This is a genomic window from Bianquea renquensis, from assembly GCF_014384895.1.
Classification (GTDB): domain Bacteria; phylum Bacillota; class Clostridia; order Lachnospirales; family Bianqueaceae; genus Bianquea; species Bianquea renquensis.
The window spans coordinates 56,507-75,041 of the sequence record NZ_JACRSQ010000004.1 but is presented as its reverse complement, the minus strand read 5'-3'; the positions used below and the strand labels follow the sequence as shown (position 1 = coordinate 75,041).

General features: G+C 50.9%; 17 protein-coding genes. All 17 read right to left on the bottom strand.

Annotated elements, in window-relative coordinates:
- Positions 1 to 6 precede the first annotated feature (6 nt).
- The 17 genes from H8730_RS04225 to H8730_RS04145 are packed head-to-tail and all read right to left on the bottom strand — an operon-like array spanning position 7 to position 18,531.
- The gene (locus tag H8730_RS04225) at positions 7 to 1,368 is read right to left on the bottom strand and encodes a B12-binding domain-containing radical SAM protein (protein ID WP_177719281.1); all 1,362 of its coding nucleotides are present in this window, start codon (positions 1,366 to 1,368) and stop codon (positions 7 to 9) included.
- Complete coding sequence (locus H8730_RS04220; protein WP_177719282.1) at positions 1,361 to 1,954, bottom strand: TetR/AcrR family transcriptional regulator; 594 nt, start codon at positions 1,952 to 1,954, stop codon at positions 1,361 to 1,363. The genes H8730_RS04225 and H8730_RS04220 overlap by 8 nt, the downstream gene beginning before the upstream one ends.
- On the bottom strand, positions 1,932 to 2,834 hold the full coding sequence (locus tag H8730_RS04215; protein WP_177719283.1) for an alpha/beta hydrolase: 903 nt from the start codon (positions 2,832 to 2,834) through the stop codon (positions 1,932 to 1,934). The genes H8730_RS04220 and H8730_RS04215 overlap by 23 nt, the downstream gene beginning before the upstream one ends.
- Positions 2,831 to 4,375: an NHL domain-containing protein gene (locus tag H8730_RS04210; protein ID WP_177719284.1), complete on the bottom strand. Its 1,545-nt coding sequence runs from the start codon at positions 4,373 to 4,375 to the stop codon at positions 2,831 to 2,833. The genes H8730_RS04215 and H8730_RS04210 overlap by 4 nt, the downstream gene beginning before the upstream one ends.
- Complete coding sequence (locus H8730_RS04205; RefSeq protein ID WP_177719285.1) at positions 4,372 to 5,121, bottom strand: SDR family NAD(P)-dependent oxidoreductase; 750 nt, start codon at positions 5,119 to 5,121, stop codon at positions 4,372 to 4,374. Before H8730_RS04205 ends, H8730_RS04210 begins: the two co-directional genes overlap by 4 nt.
- Positions 5,066 to 5,863: an enoyl-CoA hydratase/isomerase family protein gene (locus H8730_RS04200; protein ID WP_177719286.1), complete on the bottom strand. Its 798-nt coding sequence runs from the start codon at positions 5,861 to 5,863 to the stop codon at positions 5,066 to 5,068. The genes H8730_RS04205 and H8730_RS04200 overlap by 56 nt, the downstream gene beginning before the upstream one ends.
- A complete protein-coding gene (locus H8730_RS04195; protein WP_177719287.1) occupies positions 5,817 to 7,001 on the bottom strand; it encodes a 2-hydroxyacyl-CoA dehydratase family protein in 1,185 nt (394 codons plus the stop codon). Before H8730_RS04195 ends, H8730_RS04200 begins: the two co-directional genes overlap by 47 nt.
- The gene (locus H8730_RS04190; protein WP_177719288.1) at positions 6,998 to 7,762 is read right to left on the bottom strand and encodes an acyl-CoA dehydratase activase; all 765 of its coding nucleotides are present in this window, start codon (positions 7,760 to 7,762) and stop codon (positions 6,998 to 7,000) included. Before H8730_RS04190 ends, H8730_RS04195 begins: the two co-directional genes overlap by 4 nt.
- Positions 7,746 to 8,966 carry a 2-hydroxyacyl-CoA dehydratase gene (locus tag H8730_RS04185; RefSeq protein WP_177719289.1) on the bottom strand — a complete coding sequence of 407 codons (1,221 nt, stop codon included), beginning with the start codon at positions 8,964 to 8,966 and terminating at the stop codon, positions 7,746 to 7,748. The genes H8730_RS04190 and H8730_RS04185 overlap by 17 nt, the downstream gene beginning before the upstream one ends.
- Positions 8,963 to 9,826: a 2-hydroxyacyl-CoA dehydratase family protein gene (locus H8730_RS04180; protein WP_177719290.1), complete on the bottom strand. Its 864-nt coding sequence runs from the start codon at positions 9,824 to 9,826 to the stop codon at positions 8,963 to 8,965. Before H8730_RS04180 ends, H8730_RS04185 begins: the two co-directional genes overlap by 4 nt.
- A complete protein-coding gene (locus tag H8730_RS04175) occupies positions 9,823 to 11,142 on the bottom strand; it encodes a B12-binding domain-containing radical SAM protein (RefSeq protein WP_249289425.1) in 1,320 nt (439 codons plus the stop codon). The genes H8730_RS04180 and H8730_RS04175 overlap by 4 nt, the downstream gene beginning before the upstream one ends.
- Positions 11,139 to 12,446, bottom strand: coding sequence for a B12-binding domain-containing radical SAM protein (locus H8730_RS04170; protein WP_177719292.1), 1,308 nt, complete (start codon positions 12,444 to 12,446; stop codon positions 11,139 to 11,141). The genes H8730_RS04175 and H8730_RS04170 overlap by 4 nt, the downstream gene beginning before the upstream one ends.
- The gene (locus H8730_RS04165) at positions 12,443 to 13,750 is read right to left on the bottom strand and encodes a B12-binding domain-containing radical SAM protein (protein WP_177719293.1); all 1,308 of its coding nucleotides are present in this window, start codon (positions 13,748 to 13,750) and stop codon (positions 12,443 to 12,445) included. Before H8730_RS04165 ends, H8730_RS04170 begins: the two co-directional genes overlap by 4 nt.
- Positions 13,747 to 16,083 carry a PEP/pyruvate-binding domain-containing protein gene (locus H8730_RS04160; RefSeq protein ID WP_177719294.1) on the bottom strand — a complete coding sequence of 779 codons (2,337 nt, stop codon included), beginning with the start codon at positions 16,081 to 16,083 and terminating at the stop codon, positions 13,747 to 13,749. Before H8730_RS04160 ends, H8730_RS04165 begins: the two co-directional genes overlap by 4 nt.
- On the bottom strand, positions 16,073 to 17,011 hold the full coding sequence (locus tag H8730_RS04155) for an ACP S-malonyltransferase (protein ID WP_177719295.1): 939 nt from the start codon (positions 17,009 to 17,011) through the stop codon (positions 16,073 to 16,075). The genes H8730_RS04160 and H8730_RS04155 overlap by 11 nt, the downstream gene beginning before the upstream one ends.
- The gene (locus tag H8730_RS04150) at positions 16,998 to 17,231 is read right to left on the bottom strand and encodes an acyl carrier protein (RefSeq protein ID WP_177719296.1); all 234 of its coding nucleotides are present in this window, start codon (positions 17,229 to 17,231) and stop codon (positions 16,998 to 17,000) included. Before H8730_RS04150 ends, H8730_RS04155 begins: the two co-directional genes overlap by 14 nt.
- Positions 17,200 to 18,531 (bottom strand): B12-binding domain-containing radical SAM protein, encoded by a 1,332-nt coding sequence (locus tag H8730_RS04145; protein WP_177719297.1) that lies wholly within the window; start codon positions 18,529 to 18,531, stop codon positions 17,200 to 17,202. Before H8730_RS04145 ends, H8730_RS04150 begins: the two co-directional genes overlap by 32 nt.
- Between the last annotated feature and the right edge of the window lie 4 nt (positions 18,532 to 18,535).

Sequence of the window (18,535 nt, the reverse complement as noted above, 5' to 3'; positions counted from 1 at the left end):
GTTGGATTATGTAAATCTCTTAAAAAATGACTCTTCATTGGCTGGCATAACCTTTGTCTCAAAAAATTGTAAGTATCGCCCCATCTTCCTTGCCAGCCCACGGGATATCCAGGGGGTCTGTATCGCATCATAGGTAAAATTCGCCCATCCGTCCAAAGACGTGGGAAATTTCATCCCGTACTCGATTGCCGCCCTATAGAGCGGCGTCCCGAGATAAGGTGAAAATACAAAAAGCAGAATCTCTGTACCCGGATGGATTTCCCTGATCTGCTCAATCAGACGCATGGTTCTCTCCGTATCCTGCTCCGGATTCCATGGAAATCCCATCATAAACGACAGCGACGGTTGGAGGCCCTCTTCCCTACATCTGTGCACAAGCTCCAGGACCTGTTCATTTGTATGCTTCTTATTAATTTTCGCCAAAACTTCCTCATCTCCGGATTCTACGCCGGCGATAATCCGATACAAGCCTCCTGCCTTTAGCTTGTGTATCTCCTGTTTTGTGAACTTTATGAACTGGCGTATGGCCACCGTTCCGTCCCACCGGATGGGACTGTGATCACCTAGCAATTGGGCTAGGGTGAGAGCCCGCGCTTTGTCGACAAAGAAATTGTTATCAAAAAAATGGACTGCGTCAATGCGATAATGGTCATACAGCCAGCGGAGATCTCGATACACATTGTCGGCCGGTAGGCCATACCATTTTTGCTGAAAAACCGCACTGATGGAACAGAATGAACAGCCATACGGACAGCCGCGGCTGGATTCATAGCCTAGAATCCGCTTGTTTCCCCATGCAGAATGGATATAGCGCTCCATGGACAGATTCTCGTAGCCGTATATCAGATTCGTCTGCATCTGAAAATTCGGATCGCGTTGGACTGTTGTTTTGACCACCGTTCCATCCTGATTCTTGTAGAGCAGGTTCGGAATCTCATCGAGGGCACGGTGATCCCGCAGACAGTCCGCTAATTTACGGATATTGGCCTCCCCCTGTCCCACCATAACCATATCCACAAGAGGGTGGCGAATGGTCTCCTCCGGCATGAGGCTGGCATGCCAGCCTCCCCACACGATGGGAATCTGATTATCGATCCTCTTGATCCTCTCAATCGCCCGCAACCCATTGACAATCTGGTAGCTGGTAATCGCGCTGATACCCACCATAACGGTATTTTGCAGCTTTCGCGCGAGATCGGATGCGGATATTTCTTCCAGACGTTCATCCACTATGTCCACTTCGTAGTCACTCTGATGAAATTGAGCTGCCAAGGTCACAATGGATAGGGGGATATCCGTATACAGCGTCGTTGTCTCCTGACTCGCTGCATTCAGCAGGGAGGGGTAGAGCAATAGAATTTTATACATAATCTGCGCCCTTTCCGTTTATAAGGTTCCACAGAAGTGTTTTGAGAAGTTTCGTAACGGTTTCTACAGGTATCTCTTGCTTTAGCAGCGCAATCTGGACATGGAGCGCGTCGCTCAAAACCGTCGCCATGAACGCAAGCCCATAGAGTTCACGGTCTGAGACAACCGAGATAAGGTCTTCCTTGACGATCGCGAGAAATGAGGCGATAAACATTTGGTAAATTGATGCAAGTCTAGCTCGAAGATACTCATCCCCCGTATCCTTGATCGCTTTCCACATGTCCAGATATGTGTCCAAGGCGGATGGGTGCTTCTGCGTTCCTAGACAATAGCTGTCAACTAAGAACTCCACCTTGCGCTTCTGATCTTGCATGGTGCGAAGGGTGCGCCGTATAGTCCGAACCCACTCCTTTCCGGAATACTCCATGGTGTCAAGTAGCAATTCCTTGTCCCCCTCTGGGAATAGGGAATGGAACGTTTTCTCTGGGATGCCGGTCCGCGCCTGAATACGTTGCAAACTTATGCAGGATGTTCCATGTTGAAGCATTTCCTTTTCCGCAATTTTAAGAATGGCTTGTCTTCTCATTGTTGTTCATCCATTTATCTAGAAATCGCAAAACCGTCAGATCATAGGTCTCTCCCAGAACCACTCGATTAGTCAGATGATGCGCCTTATCCACCACAAGAAATTGGGCGTTTTCGGATTGACAGAGGGCGTATGCCAGCTCTGCATTCTTATACGGGATGATTCGATCCCGGCGGCTTTGAATAAACAAAATCGGAATCCCCCGCAGCCCTGCCAGCCTCTTCCTCATCCGCTGACTCATGGACAGGAACCCTGCAACATAGAGGTACAGGAATAAAAATGACGCTTGCGCAATTCGGTTTTTAATTTTTTTATTCTGTATAAGGTAATGAAAATAATCTCTCACAAAGAGAAGTGGACCGCTATCGACGATGACGGCGCGAATCTCTGGCAGATGGTCAAGGGCGCTGATGGCGATGGTCGCACCCATGGAAAAACCCATTGTGGCATAGGGTCCTGGAATCTGTAATTCCTGAAGCCTCAGAAGAAATCGCCGCATATCGTCCTCCAGGGTATAGCGGTTGCGTTTTCGATTTTGACTCTCCCCGTGGTTAGGATAATCGAAGGCAACGACCCGATACCCATGGCGCAGCAGCGGCTCTAAATAGGGATAAATGGAGGTTTTGGAGCCACCTAGATAGTGGCAGGCGATAACCGTTCCTTTCACCGGCGGTATGGGTCTGTATTCAATGGCGGCTAACTGTAACCCATCTCGGGAAACAAAAGAAAATCGCCTCTGGACAGCCTCCTGTGGTATACTCGGCGTCGCCTGGCTCCGCTTAGGGTGACTGCCTTCATACACCAGCTTATACCCCTTTCGTATTTGAACCCCCATGTATAGCAGCCCGGGAAGTGATACAATCAGCACAATCCAAATCATTCTGCTTCCGCTCCTACCCAAACTTTTCGAATGGCATTGTTTCCATAGTCCGCTACAACAACCCAGTCCCCCTGTACTGCAAGGCCGGCCGGAATCGTAAAGCGGATTTTCTCACGGCTCTCTGCATCGATATACCCAGCTTGGCCGCCTCCCGCTAGCGTCGTAATCCTCCCCCGCTCCAGGTCCAGCTTTCGAATACAGTGATTCAGACCATCGGCTATGAGAAGAAATGCGTGCTTCCAGCAGACAGCCCAAAAAGGGCCGTTCAACTGCGCTTCTACACCTGGCCCTCCGTCTCCCGCATAACCGGGCGTTCCGTTGCCCGCCAGGGTCGTGATTTCCTTGGTTCGCAAGTCCACCCCGCGAATACAGTGGTTTCCAAAGTCCACAATAAAGAGCATCTGGAGACGAGAATCCACTGCCAGACCGTAGGGCCGGTCCAGTTTTGCCGCTATGGCTTCCCCGCCGTCTCCGGAATATCCATACTGTCCACATCCCGCTATGGTCGTTATAATCCCACTTGGATCAATCATCCGGATCACATTGTTTCCATAATCGTTGGTATAGACATTGCCCTCATCATCGGTGACAACGCCGCCTGGACGTCTCAACCTCGCATTCACCGCCGGTCCCCCATCCCCGGAATACCCTTCCTCGCCACAGCCGGCAATGGTATGAATCTTTCCACCCTGCACTTTGCGGATGCAATGATTGCCTGTGTCCGCCAGATAGATGCAATGGTTCGGGCCAATGGCAACCCCGCTGGGCTTTGACAAATACGCTTGCTTCGCAGCCGCTCCATCTCCAGAATATCCGCTTACACCGCAGCCCGCGACCGTATAGATCCTGCCACAGTGTATCCGCCGAATCTGATGATTGGAACGGTCCGCCAGTACAATGTCGCCGTTTTCTTCGATATCGACGCCATAGGGTTCTGCAATCGAAGCAGAAAATGCCTTCGTTCCATCTCTGGAATGTCCTTTCAATCCCATTCCTAGAATCGTTGTACAGATCTTCGACCGTTTTTGGATCTGAACGGTCTGTTTCCATGTCCGCTCTGTACGGTTTCGGCCCTTCTTTTTTGCAACAGCAAGGGCAATCTCCGCCGCTTTCAGCAAAGGCAGAGATTTCGATACCCTATCTGTCCCTTCGGCAACGCCAGCGCTGACTTTGATGGGAACACGGCCAGAAGGTTCTACCTGTGCAAATACTTCCTTGCGAATTTTGCGCCGTATTTCGTCCACTAGGCCGAAACCATCCTGCTCTCTCTGGAGACCAAAAAGGATGAACTCATCACCGCCATACCGCGCCGCCTCAATCGGTTCATACCGGCGAATCAGCTCTGCGATTTTCACCAAAACCTGATCCCCGGTCTTCCAGCCTAACTTTTCATTTATAATAGTAAAGAAATCAATGTCCAAGAGGGCAATCCAAATCGGCTGCTTCTGCCGTATGATTTTGTCAATTCTGTGGATTGCCCATTCCCTTATGTGCAGTCCGGTCAGTTGATCTCGTTTTGTTTGAAGTTGCGTACCGGTCAATGTCCCATTCCTCCGTCCAACACAATGGTCTGCCCTGTTAAATAGTCGGGTGCCTGTTCGTCGTCCGCCAAGAACTCAATGACCTTTGCGGTTTCTTCCGGCCGGCACATCCGTTTCATAGGCACCGACCGCGTCAGTTCCTCGAGGTAGGAAGCAGATAAGCCCTTCAGCATATCCGTCTCAACGGCGCCCGGCGCGATGGCGTTCACGCTAATTCCATAGGGCGCCAGTTCTTTGGCCAGAGCCTTTGTAAATCCCATAAGGCCAGCCTTGGAGGCTGAATAATTGGCTTGTCCAGTCAGACCGCTCAATCCGCTGATGGAACTGATATTGATGATACGGCCAGATTGTTGTTTTAATAGATAGGGAACGCACGCGCGGGTCAAGTAGAATGCGCCGGTCAGGTTGGTGTCCACCACATCGGCCCATTCCCCTTCGCTCATATAGAGCAAAGACCGATCCTTTCTAATTCCCGCGTTATTGATGACCACATCGATTCTCCCATATTCCTGGAGAACCGCTCGGACAAATCCTTTGACCGAACTACTCACGCGGCAGTCAACCCGCATGCCGCGGACCCTTTTCCCATTCTCCGAGAGCCGTTTCACCATCTGCTCCGCCTTCTCCTGATGGCGCAGATACGTAAACACAACATTTGCTCCTCTCTCGGAGAGGGCTTCGACAGCGGCTTTACCGATACCACCGGTGCCTCCTGTTATGACAATGGTTTTCTCTTGAAGCTTCATGTCCCTTGTTTCCTTTCGTCTGAATCTCCTGCAAGCGATCTCGCCAGTCCTCGGAGGCCGTGATCCGGATCAGCTGCCTCCACGGGAATGACAGTCCCCGCCTCTTCCTGAGCAGCCGCTTCGTCTCATACAGAGTGCTTTCCGCACAATGTCCAAGGTTTTTCGCAAATTCCAGCGCCATGGGCAGAATATCCGCCTCTGGACACGGTGATACAAATCCCAACGATTGGGCCTCCCGAAGGCTGATCCGTGCATTGGTCATACAAAACCGGTATGCCCCTTGGACTCCCACCCACTCACGGATACAGGTCAAGCCACCATCCGCCAGGAGTCCACCGTACAGAGGATCGGGGAGCCAAAACCAAGTGGACTCCGATGCAAAGCGAAAATCGCAGGCCGCCGCTAAGGACACAGCAGAACCGATGACAGCGCCGTGTAACGAGGCGATGTAAATTAGCCTTGAGCTGCGGATCCCCTTGACAATCCGATACACCTGATGAACCATCCAGAATAAAGAAAGGCTCGCTCGAGTTCTTGTTTTCGAAGTCAGCTCCCGTAGCGCCAACCCTGAGGAAAAGAGTGTGGGAATCCTGCTGCAAAGGACGACTGTCCTTGCCTCCCTGTCCTTCTCCAAGTCCCGCAGCAATCCGGCCAGTTCATGGAGAATTTCCGGCGTAAGAGAATTGGCCGGTTTTTCATCCATGGTGAGTAACCGGATGCTCCCCATTTTCCGAACTTCCATGGTACTCCCTCCTATGGAGCCGCTTCAGTTGCCCCCAGATCCACTCCGGAACCGGCCCGTGGATTACATCACATCCCAGAACTACATAGGGGATGTTGGCCTGCACAAATCGTTCAGAGAAACTTTTTGCTGTTCTAGGCAGAAAGGAGCACTGGTGCTGAAGAAAATTTACAACCGCTGATACTTTCATTCTCTCGGCTGTTTTATGAATGACATTTTGCCTTCTCCCCAGAGAATAAAAGAAGGACTGCCTGATCCGATGGGCCAGATCGTCATAGAAATGCTGGTACCCTATAGGCCTATGGTCATAGAGCCACATCTCCTCCATCACGATGGAGCCTCCCACTGTCTGTTCCACCTTTTTTAAGAACGACGAATCGTACAATGGCACGAGTCCCATCCATAAGATTTTGTAAGCTGGCTCTTGATACAGTGGGACACGGCTCCTTACATTCCTGAGAAGCTCCTGTAAGACGGTGACGGCGGACGGCAGACCAAAGTCATTTTCAATTGTAAATAGGTTCATACAGTCCTCACTCTCGATGATCCCTGGATACCGTCTTCGATATGTATCAACCTCTTTTTTCAGGGCCGTCGCCTGCGCCGATAAGGCCAGTACATGGGGCAGGCTTTCCCTATAGCCCAGCTGTGCGGACAGACTTTGAACAACATGTTGAAAGTCTCGGGCCATGGTTGCGCTCTTCACCTCAAAAAAGGGAATGGCATGCCGGCTGTGCAAGAACCGGCACAGAGATATGGCGTCCCGGCATGGGAACGGAACGCCGAGTATCACCTTTGGTTTGGGCAGTATCCCCATGTCTAACAGATTGCAGAAGGCCTGTTGGTAAGAGCACACTGCTTCTGGCTGGCGCGCTATACTTCCTCGGCGGATGATTCCCACCCCCATGGCGAGGCCAACAACCTTTTCAATATATAAGAATTCTAAATTCAGCGCCGCGGCAATCTCGGATGGGAAATAATAGGTGCACACTGCATAGGGCGCCCCTCCTTCAATTTTTTCGATTCTGCGCTGGCTCGAGCGCAGATACGCTGCCATGTATTGCTTTCCCTTCGCTTCGAATAATCGCGCCGCTAGATTCAACCGCTTGCTGAATTCCCCATTCATCTTGCCTATCATCGCAATTCCTCCGCTAACAGAGCAGCTCCAATAGCGCCCACGATCTGAGGTTCCGGCGGGATCCACAGAGACGGCAACTGGCTTCGAAAATACGCTGCAATCCCTAGGTTTTTGGCCACACCGCCTGTCAACACAGTTTTCGTAGTCCGGTCAAGGCCGTACAGCATGCCGAGAATGCGGTTGGCTATGGATCGATACAATCCCGCCACCAAGTCCTCTTTCGGTATTCCTTTTGCAATGCCCGACACGATTTCCGATTCAGCAAAGACCGTGCAGGTCTGGCTAATGGTATAGGGCCGTTTGGACCGCAAGCCCATTTGAGCAAATTCTTGTAGGTCCACTTCCATACTCCTGGCCATGACTTCAAGGAATCGCCCAGTACCCGCTGAACATTTGTCATTCATGACAAAATCGCCGACGGTACCGTCACCGTTCAGTCGAATGACTTTACTATCCTGTCCTCCAATATCGATGACGGTGCCGGCCTCTGGATAAAAATACCGGGCTCCCACGGCATGGCAGGTGATTTCCGTCACAATCAGATCCGCTGATTCAATATTTCGCCGGCCATACCCCGTGCCTGCAATTCTGTCGATCTGTTTTTCCTCCGCACCGCACTTGAGGCAAAGGGTATGAATCGCCTGGCGCACTGTTTCCCTGTGATCATACCCGCTGGGCATGATCACATGTCCTAGTATCTCGTGATCTCGCATCATCACGGCGTTGGCCGAGATGGACCCGATATCAATTCCCACTACCATGTTGTCTTCTCCCCAAACATTCTGCAAATGCCTCCATCCGCAACCTCGTCTGCTCCTCGCCAAAGCTCCGCGGATCAACACAGTCTCCGGGCAGTTCTAAGTATGGGATCTGTATCTGTCTGCCAAGTTCCCGCAGCTCCCATGAGGATGCGGGTATCGCCTTACACCCTTGATGCATCAGCATTACGATCCCGCGGATCTGATATTCCTGAACCAGGTGCCGGTATAGCTTTATCCGGCCGCGGCTGCTCCCTAGAAAGAAATGGGATGCCATCTTTTGGGCGAGACTCTGAAACGGTGTGTCCCTCCTCATCTCCTCCCAATAGGGATGGCCCGTGATGTCAAATGCGATGGGACAGCGAAGCGTCTCCTCAAAATATCGCATCAGACGGCCTGCATATAGGGGGGCAAAATGAATCCACAAAATACGATGTCCCTCCAATAGAGCTGGTTCGCCTCGCGCTGCTAATTCCACCAACTGTTGACAGTATTCCCGGGTGATCTGTATCCCCAGTGCTGAGCCAAACAAAAAGGTCGCACCAAATAGGTTCCGAATGGCGTCGTTTCCCGGAAACAGCACATCCTTCTTCCGCAGAGCGTTGGCATTGGTCAGCCAACGCCTTGCTTGATTGGAACATTGGATTGCAGATTGGAGTTCACGCACAGCGCTGGGCCAGGACGCGGACCTTGCGATTTTGCTATAGCACTCCTGTAGCTGCCGCTGTACATAGCGGTTGCCCTCATCTGTCTGGCCATACGGAACCTGAATCATGCATGTCTTGGTCCGAAACCGTGAGGCAAAATAGGATAGAAGGCCCCGCCCCCCGTCGCAAATGTGGGAGGACATCACAGCCAAACGAGGCGACGGCAGATCTCCACATTCCATGGCGCCGATGATCGCTTTGTGATAGGAACACAAATTCTGTCCAAACCCTTTCTGTTCCGCAATGGTAAGGTATTTCGCCGCAAGATTTAGCGTGGACGACCAGCCAGCTGTCAATTCTGTATTGACTGGCAGGTACCCCGCAGCATAAAAAAGCTCCGGCGGCATGCCCATATTGGTCCAGACAACCCTGGACGGCTCCTTCCAGATCTCGCCTGTGAACATGGAGACTTGATGGCGCACCAGGGATTGTGCGGCATGTAATCGCATTCCGGCCCGCAACCCGCCGGCCAATCGCATTCTCTGAACAAAGTCGCTCACCGTCCACCTCCGCTGCCATACTGCAAACTCTCACGAAAAGCTTCAAACCGTATGCGGCTTCGCTCCGAAATGCGAACTGTCATTTCCTCCTCAATCTGCAAAACCTTGCATTGATTTTGGCTACAGATTCGCTGAATTTGAGGGTAGGAAAACAGGGTGTAATCACATCGGCCCGCGGAGATCAGAATGACGCCCTGTATGGCCTCCGATTGATTGTGCAGGTTGACCTCCAGCCAAGGGATAAAATTGGCCATCCGCGGACAACTCACCTCCTCTTCCTTGACGGAGATCCTGGAGGATCGATTTAACAGAGCGTCTCCTCTGCCAATGGAAGAACAACAGGAAAACCGCAGCCTAAAGCCAGGGAAGAGATTGTTTACATCACGGGCATATCCCTTCGATATGCCGTTTCCAATGATGAGTATCGTGGAAGGCTCAAAGGTTTCATACCGCTGAATATGGCGAATTTCCTTTTTCCTAATTTCAGGTATAGATGCACAAAACTCGTGGTTCAGCTGTTTCCGCAGTCCTTCAATCTGTTCAGAATACCGCTGCCGCTCCTCATAGTGGACTGTCGATGGAATCTCCAGCATGGAAAGCCAAAGCTTGGGATACGCCACTTGGAGCGCATCCCGCAGCCTCTGCATCCCGTTGCAGCAATTGACCAAAATTGCGCCGTCATAGCGTTCATAGTCAAGCTTTGCACAATGGCTCGTATAGGTGCAGCTATGGAGCAACCGCGGAAGCCTCCCCCTTGAACCGGGTACTTCCTCATATGCACTGACCATCGTAAACCCCTGATCTCGCAGCCAACCGTATGGCACATAAGGGCAGGTATACAGAATTTTACCCTTGCTCATCCAGACGCCCTCCTCTTACGATACACATCTGCAAAATACCGCGCTTTCTCGTTGGCGCAGTCCACAGAATAGATGTGATCCAAAAGGGACAGGTACCATCCGTTGAGCTGTTGGGTGGTCGCGCCGCGAACCTTGAGAACCGGCTGGAAAATCGTATAGTACTCCCAGTTGTAGGTTAGAATCTGCCCTCTTCGCTTCATGGACTGAAAAAGGGGCGTGCCGGGATAGGGTGTGAGAAAGGTGATATTGGCGGCATATAGATTGGACTCCCGGATGAAGGTTTCTAATTGGTAAAACTGTTCCTCCCCGTCATTTTCGTGGCCTACGATAAAGCTCCCCGTCACCCCAATCCCCTCCGCCTGGATCGCTTGAATCGCCTGCAAATACAGATCGCGCTGGCGATACTTATACTGATCTGGATTTAGGGTATAGAGGACCTTCGGATTCACGCTCTCCAGTCCGATTAAGACTTGTCGAAGTCCACTCTGATATGCGCGCTTAATTTTAGTCCGATCCAGACCAAACGAGATGTCCGCATTGGCATACCAGGTGTATTGAGTCTCAGAAAATGCTTTCATCAATCCTTCAAAGTGGTCTTCCCTGCTGACAATATTATCATCCGTGACGTACAGGCGCTTTGTTTGGGACACTCCTTCGATGGCTCTCAGTTCTCTCTCAATCTGCCATTCAGCTTTCGCTCGATATCCTGCCCCGTACAGGCTGTGTACGTTACAGAACCGGCACCTGTGAGAACAGCCCCTGGCCGTCTGCATGGGAATCAATCGCCGTTCTTCCCCTTGCAGCTCGTCATATGCCGGAATCGGGGATTGGGCCAGCGCAACCTTCCCCCTCGCCTGTTCGTATCTTGCTCTAGCCTTTCCCTGTCCATAATCCCGCAGAAACTGCCGGAAGCTGTACTCCCCTTCTCCCATCATGAGAGTATGGCACATTTTCTGACATTCCTCTGGCATGGCCGTGGCGTGGGGGCCGCCCATCACGGTCCAGACTCGATTTCTCTTTACCCTCTGCGACACCTCGTAAGCCCTGCTCGCAGTCGGGGTGACGACATACATGCATACGATCTCAACGCGTTCCAATTCTTGATTGGCAATCGGACCTCGAAAGTCCTCGTCCCACACTGTGATCTCGTATCCCTCTTCTCTTGCAATGGCCGCCAACACATAAGCCGCCAGCGTAACGGTTTTCCAGCGCTGCCCCATGACCTTTTGGGTGATGGCATCCGTCCAATCCATGTTTAATCTCCCATCGCCTGTGGGCCCTTGCATCTGGGGGACATAAAACAGTATATTTCTCAAGGTCCAGTCTGCCTCCTTTTCCACAGCTCCTTGAAATACTCAAGTCTCTCATGGGAGGCTTCCTTCGAGTAGATGGCGCGCAGCGTGCGGGAAAATCCATCTTCCAAATCCTTTGCCGTCATATTTTTTGGCGATACGACCACATTCCACAGGGTATAGCTCCCCCAGTGCTTCGTCAGGATTCGCCCTTCCTGTTCTAGCTGGGCGTACAGAGCGGAGCCTGGAAAGGGGGTAGGAACTGATATCATCGCCCCATATAAGTGATTCTCGAGTGTAAAGTCGATCACTTTCTGGAAAACCGATCTGTCATCATGATCCAATCCCACAATAAAGGTCCCCCAAACGCCAATCCCGTAGGATTGAATGGTTTCAATCGCTTTTGCATACTGCGGCAAGCGGGCATATTTCCATTTCTCCATGTGAAGAAGGGAGTCGGAGACAATACTTTCAAACCCGATGACTACTTTTCGGCAGCCCGCCGCATATAGACGGGACAGAATTTCCTTTTGTTCTGCAACTCCAATATCCGTATGGGTCATCCATCGCATCCTCTGCCCTTGAAACGCTTCCAAGAGTTCAAGGGAAAACTTCTTTTGAACCAGCATATTGTCATCGGTGAAATAAATGTGAGGAAACGTCTTCTGCCGCTGGATAACCGCCAGCTCATCCAGAATCTGCGAAACGGATTTATGGCGGTATTGGGGGCCATACACCTTCGTCGACGCGCAGAAGGCGCAGTTGTGAGGGCAGCCCCGGGAGATCTGAACCGGGATCGTTCGATACTTCTCCATCCGCAGCAGCTCATAGGATGGCATCGGAACCTGCTCCATGGCAATAATCGCCTGGTTGCGGTAAATCTTGTGGGGTGTTCCCCTCTGATAATCCCGGATGAAGTCGCGCCAAGTATTCTCACATTCACCTACAAAGACCGTGTCGAAATATTGGGATGCTTCGTCTGGAAGGCTGGTGGGATGCATTCCGCCACAGATGGTATAGGAGCCGAGATGGCGAAATTGCGCCGCCAGCTCGTAGGCCCTCGTGGCCTGCTGGGTCATAAAGGACATGGCGACTATGTCATATCCCTTTGAGAAGTCGAGGGGATCCACCTCCTCATCAAGGTATTCTATTGTATCGAAATAGGGCTTCGCCATGGATGCGATGGTCAACAGCGGCGAGTTGGGGCAGGCCATCAATTCTTGCAGGGAGTTGATATTGGACAGCTTGGAGTACAGGTTGGCCGTCTGGGTATTTTCCTCGGCTCGCCCCATGCCTACGCCTTTCGGTGAAATGAGCGCAATTGTCATTCTGCTCTCCTTTCACTTCGCAGCACATTTTTCTTGATAAGGGACATCCGTTTGTTCACGCCTTCCGGTGAATAGAATTTGTCATAGACGAAGGCAACCCCCTGCGCCAACTCCTGTTCTGTCATCCAAAGCGGCTGATACACCACATCCCAGAAGGTGTACCGGCTCCAATCATAATCCAGAATTCGCTTTTCCCTTTGCATCGTTTGGAAAAGCTCCGTTCCCGGCAGCGGTGTCAGGATCGTAAAACTTCCAGAATATAGCCCATTTTGTATTGTGAAATCACAGACATCGGAAAAGGTGTCCACCGTGTCGCAGTCCGTACCAAACATAAAGGATCCCCAGATGTTGATCCCCGCCCCATGGATGGCATCGATCATCTGACTGTACTCTCTGGCCAGATTGGCTTTCCACCTTTTTCGGTCCAGTGTCTCCAGGCTTTGCTGAGATATATTTTCGAACCCGATGAACAGCCACCGGCAGCCCGCTTGTTTGAGCAACTTTAGTATGTCAGGTTTCTTGGCGATGGCGATATCGGTCTGCGTACCCCAGACAATATTCTCTTTCTGAATTTCTGCAAGCAGATTCACAGAATATGGGCCATCGATAAACATATTGTCGTCTGCAAAGAAAACAAAGGGCGAGTCCTGAACCTTCTTGATCTGATGGATTTCGTTGATCACCTGTTCCACTGTTTTATGCCGGTATACGGAACCATACATGACCGGCAATGTACAGTACGAGCAGGTGTGAGGGCAGCCTCGCGTCGTTTGGATACTGTAGGAAGAATACAGCCGTGGATTCACCAGGTCATATCGGGGCGGCGGAGATTTTTCTAATTTGCAAAAATGAAGGGATTTATAAATTTTTTTTGGCTCCCCGTGATAGAAGTCGCTCAGGAACTGGGGTATAAGTTCCTCACCTTCCCCCACCATGACCGTATCTGCATATTCCAGCGCCTCCCAAGGATAGATCGCTGCGTGGATCCCGCCGATGACGGAGTATACACCTCGCTCGTGAAACGCAATGCAGATCTCATAGGCCCGCCGAATCTGCTGAGTCATACCTGTCAGCATCACGAAATCAAATTCTTCCTCAAAGGGAACGGTCTCCCCATGGTCCTCGTCGATAAACCGCAAGTCTGCATCCGGAGGAAACAGGCCCGCAATGGTGAGAAGGCTCAGGTTTGGCGTCTCCCAAGAGCCATAAAATCGGGAAACAAGATCACTCTGCTCTAGAAATGCTTTTAGGTACGGATTTTTACCATATTTTGATCCTTTTGGCACAATCAGCGCAACTTTCATATCGACTTCCTTTCTGCATGGTTCAGCAGGTGAATCCTACCAGTCGTCCCATTAATGCGAACCATATCATTCTCATGAAACATTGAAATGGCGTCTGCGTTAAAGACAACCACGGGAATCCCGTATTCTCTGGCAATGACGGCTCCGTGGGACAACATATTGCCGTAGCTCATAATCAATCCAGAAACAACGGATAGAATTGGTGTCCAGCTGGGGTGAAAGGTATTGACAACGCCAATGTCTCCCTTTTGGGCACGGCTGAGGTCCTCGATGCCGCGAATCAATCGGATTGGCCCCGCCGCCTCTCCTCCACTGATCGCCATGGCTTTATAGCTTTTGCTGACCTTACTCTTCTGCACCGGTACTGTGCTGGAATTTTTTAGCATGTACGGTGGTGCTGTCGTACAAGCCCTTTCGTAATCCTGGATTCGTTCTTTCAGTATCTCGACATGAAATGGATAATTTAAAAATTGCAGATGATGGCGTATCTCCTGGATCGTCATAAAAAAGATGTCGTTTGTCTCCGTCAGAATGGAGCGCTGCATAAAGCGCTGGGAAATTTTCAAGAGGATTTCTCGCAGCAACATCCAGCTCTTGTCAAAATAGTACCGCTGGTCCTCCCGCAGACACATGTAGCGACCGGCGTCTCGGATGAGACTTTGTAGGCGCCATCCAGGCGATTGTACCGTACCAGAATTGCTCTCGCCTCCGTTACCTGGATGGATTTGAGTAGTATTAACTAATTGCTGTAACAGAGATATGACGATCTCGGGCCGCTCCCTCCAATGGGGTTCGTACAAATCATCACAGCCAACACCTCGATGTCCATGGCGGTTGATGAACTGGAGAATCTTACAATACATAGTGTTACTAGGATTCTCTCCCATCCTCTTCCAAATATCCGCCGCATCTTCATGCGCAAACAAGGTATGCAACTCTACATCTTCGCGGACAAATTTCGCAATGTCCTGCAATTCATCATTTGCCTGGGACGTCTGGTTGCGATGAACATAAGCACCTAAATCCCTAGCTAGACACTGAGGGTCGTATTGCAGTGTAGCAGCCTTTTGCTCAACCTTTCGATATAGAATCTGGGCTAAGCTTAAAAATCGGTAATGATCGATCCCAAGCATGATGCAGAATGTGTCGCAAATCTCGTCTAACAGTCTCAATAGATCGTCTTCGCTTGTCTCGAATTCCATGCGCCGCTGATACTGAAGAATCTTTTTGTCATATGCAGGAATTCGCCTATACCACTTGCGCCAGCTTGTCTTCACCCGATACCACAAAAGCAGCCTCTTATATACACTCTTCCTCCCGTCGTCCTGAAAATATTGCTGTTGATAGCGCTGATTCCAGTACACGCGGTGGTATAAAAATTTCAACGGCTTTTCTGAGAATTCTGATCCTCGTCTGTCTGTATAGTGGCTTAGGTAGATCTTCTGTTGCCACTCATCCAATATGGACAGATAACAGGTTGACGCCGGCTTTGCATACCGGTCCAGCAGAATACAGTCCAATCCTTCTATTGCCGGCTCCCCATAGAGCTCCTTCTCCGCTTTCCTCGAAATCGGGCGCACCTGAAATATCCATAATCTGTGATCCTGCAATCCCCACTCAAAATCGCAGGGATACCCAAAGTCTTGTTCCAGCTTTTGAGCGATGCGCAGCTGTTCCGTTAGCTCTTTTCTTGTCAATAGCCTGGAGGATGTGTAGTGGGGCCTTCCCCCTGCCCAATCAATTTTCGCCGTGGCCGCAGCCGCTCGATTCTGGATGATCTTCTCATTGTTTCCTTTACAGGCCTCGATCCAGACACAGCGATTCAGCGTGTTCGGGTCACGGGTGAAAGTAACGCCCGATGTATCGCAAAGCAGCATTTGTTGCACAATGACGCCAAAGCCCTGTCCCATTTCCTTGTCTTTTTCAATGGAACTCCTGTAGTAGGAGCTCCAAACCTCCCGGACTGCCTCCAACAGCTGTTCAAAATCGCTCACATGCTGAACGCTGGCAAACATTCCTGCATTTGACTTGCCCGGCCGGTCTTCAAAATCAGCTGACGAACGGACGATGAGCTCTCTGCCGCCTTTTGTCAGACGTTCCCAGCATGTCCACAATTCCTGTTGCTGTGCCAAACCAAAATCAGCACGGCGGATGGACTCCGGGGTAATGAAGGCCAGGGCATTGTCACGACAGAATTGTTGAAAAAACGGAAATGGTACGATCACACCATCGCACACGGTGTACCCCAGCTGATATAAGCGAACCAAGTTTTGTGCTTTTACACCAATCCCTGGGCATTTCCAATTCTCTACATTTTTTAGATCATACAGCATCGCAACATCTCACCTCATTCATGGTCTGCACCCATCGGCAAGCTATATTGGGATTGGCAATTCTTGTGTTCCCAGAAACCGTACACCCCGGCCCGATCTCAATGAGACTCTGGATTCCATCTGAAACGCAATTGTCAGCCAGCGCCTTCCAGTGGATCGGATGCTGGACCTGTCTCGACAGCTTGTCCCGTATTATGATTGGATCCGTGCTCCTATGTCCGTCATAGCAACTGTAAACGGGGTTTGATGGAGAACACAGTCGCATTCTCTGAAAATACTTCCTTGCCCTTTCAGCGCTTGCCTGGCACAGTGGGCTGTGATATCCCCTTTTTACCGGAAGGGGTAGCGCCCACCTGGCTCCCCTTTTCTTTAACTCCTGAACCAGTTCCTGAAGATCCGGCTGTTTTCCTGAGATGATATTTTGTGTATCGCTTAGATACGCGCTTATGTAGACATGCTTTCCGGATTCCTGGTATTGTTGACAGCATTCTCGCAGCACCTTTTGGTCCAAATCCATCACCCGAATCATCGCCTCGTCCGCTGGGGAGTCTTCCTCCAAGATACGTTCCAGCCTGAGAATGAGCCCTAAAACTTCCGGAAACTCGAAAACCCCTGCCGCGGCGCACGCTGTAAATTCTCCCTGGCTATATCCCGCAAAGGCTTTCGGCCTCCCGCGCCATTCCTCCAATGTCTTATAAATCCCATAGCAATGGGTCACCAAGCCAACGGTCGTCCACGGCCCCTCGTCTTTTCCTTCCCCGTAACACAAAGAAACCATGTCTACAGCGCAATACTCCGATGCCCGCCGAAAAACTCGCTGTGCCGCGGCTGCGTTTTTAAACACTGTGGAGTCAAGGCCCTTTGCCACCGCCTCCCGGCCCGGAAACGCAGCAATGGACTGAGGATATTCGATATTATTCGGTGCCATCGCCAGCCCTTGTCTGGACATACTCGATAAAGCTCTTTAAGTCAGGAAACTTCGCAGTAAGTAGCATTTCATCCTCGAACTTAATGTGAAACAGCTGTTCGCATTCCACCACCAGCCGTATAAAGGTGATGGAATCTATCTCTTCCAATGTCTTATCCGGAGAAACGGAGTCAATTTCGAGAAGTCCCTCAACAATTTGACAGATTTCGTTTTGTATCATTGTGTCGCTCCTTTCTTACTGTATGCAACAAAGCCGCTAACCGTGCTGCCGCATTCTGGGGATCCATGAGTGCTCGATAGATCGAGATAAGCCCCCTTTCCAGCTCCACTGCGCTCATCTTTTTTGGTTCAATGACCACATCCCACAGGGTATAGTCCTCCCACGTATTTGACCGAATCCGATTCTCCGCTTGCAACTGTTGGCGCAATTGCGTCCGGGGAAGCGGTGTGGGGACCGTGATATTCGCGCCGTATAAACGATTTTGTAATATGAAGTCCACAGTCTGAGAGAAGACGGATAGATCATCCTCATCTAACCCTACAATGAAGGTTCCATAAATCCCGATTCCATGACTCTGGATCGCCTGAATCTTTTCTGGGTAGCTGGATACATTTCGCGCTTTATAGGACGTGGCGTTGAGCCTCCTCAGGCTGTTCGCTTGAATGCTCTCAAACCCGATCACAACCCACTGGCAGCCTGCCTGCCGCATTAAGGTTAAAAGCTCTTCATCCTCCGCCGCCGAGATGTCCGTCTGGGCGATCCAGCGAAGGCCCCTCCCTTTCAATTGACGCAACAGCTCTTTCGCCTGTTTTCGCAGAACAAATGCGTTGTCATCAGCAAAAAGCAATAAAGTATCGGGATATACCCTCTGGATCGTCTGTATTTCTGTTATGATTTGGGGGATTGCCTTCTGTCGGTAATTTCGTCCATACACGTTGGAAGCGCAGCAGAAGGAACAGGAGTGTGGACATCCCCGAGTGGTATACAGATTAACCAGCGGATACGGATACCCCTGAATCAGCTCGTAGCGAGGGATTTTGCACTGTAAGAGGGAGAAGGTTCCCTTATGGGAACTCCGGTACAATGGCTTGACATCCCCATTTTGTAAGTCTTTTAGAAATTGCGGAAATAATTCCTCCCCCTCCCCCGCGATGACCACATCCACATGCTGCAACGCCTCTTCCGGGAGAACCGTCGCATGGATTCCGCCCAGGACGGTGAGGCTTCCTTTTTGCCGGTAATGCGCGGCGATTTCGTAAGCTCTTGTGACCTGCACCGTCATGGCGCTCAGCAGAACGAGATCGTACCATTCGTTGAAGTCCAGCCCCCGATAATTCTCATCGATATAGGTCACCGACCAAGATGGCGGTATATAGGAAGCGATTGTCAGCAACCCCAAATTGGGTGCAGACCAGAAATAGCGAAAACTGCGCATGGTTTCCGAATTGGCCATGGCTTGGGCCAACGCCGCATTCCGGCTAAACAGCGCGCCTTTGGGGTTAATCAATGCGATTTTCATACCA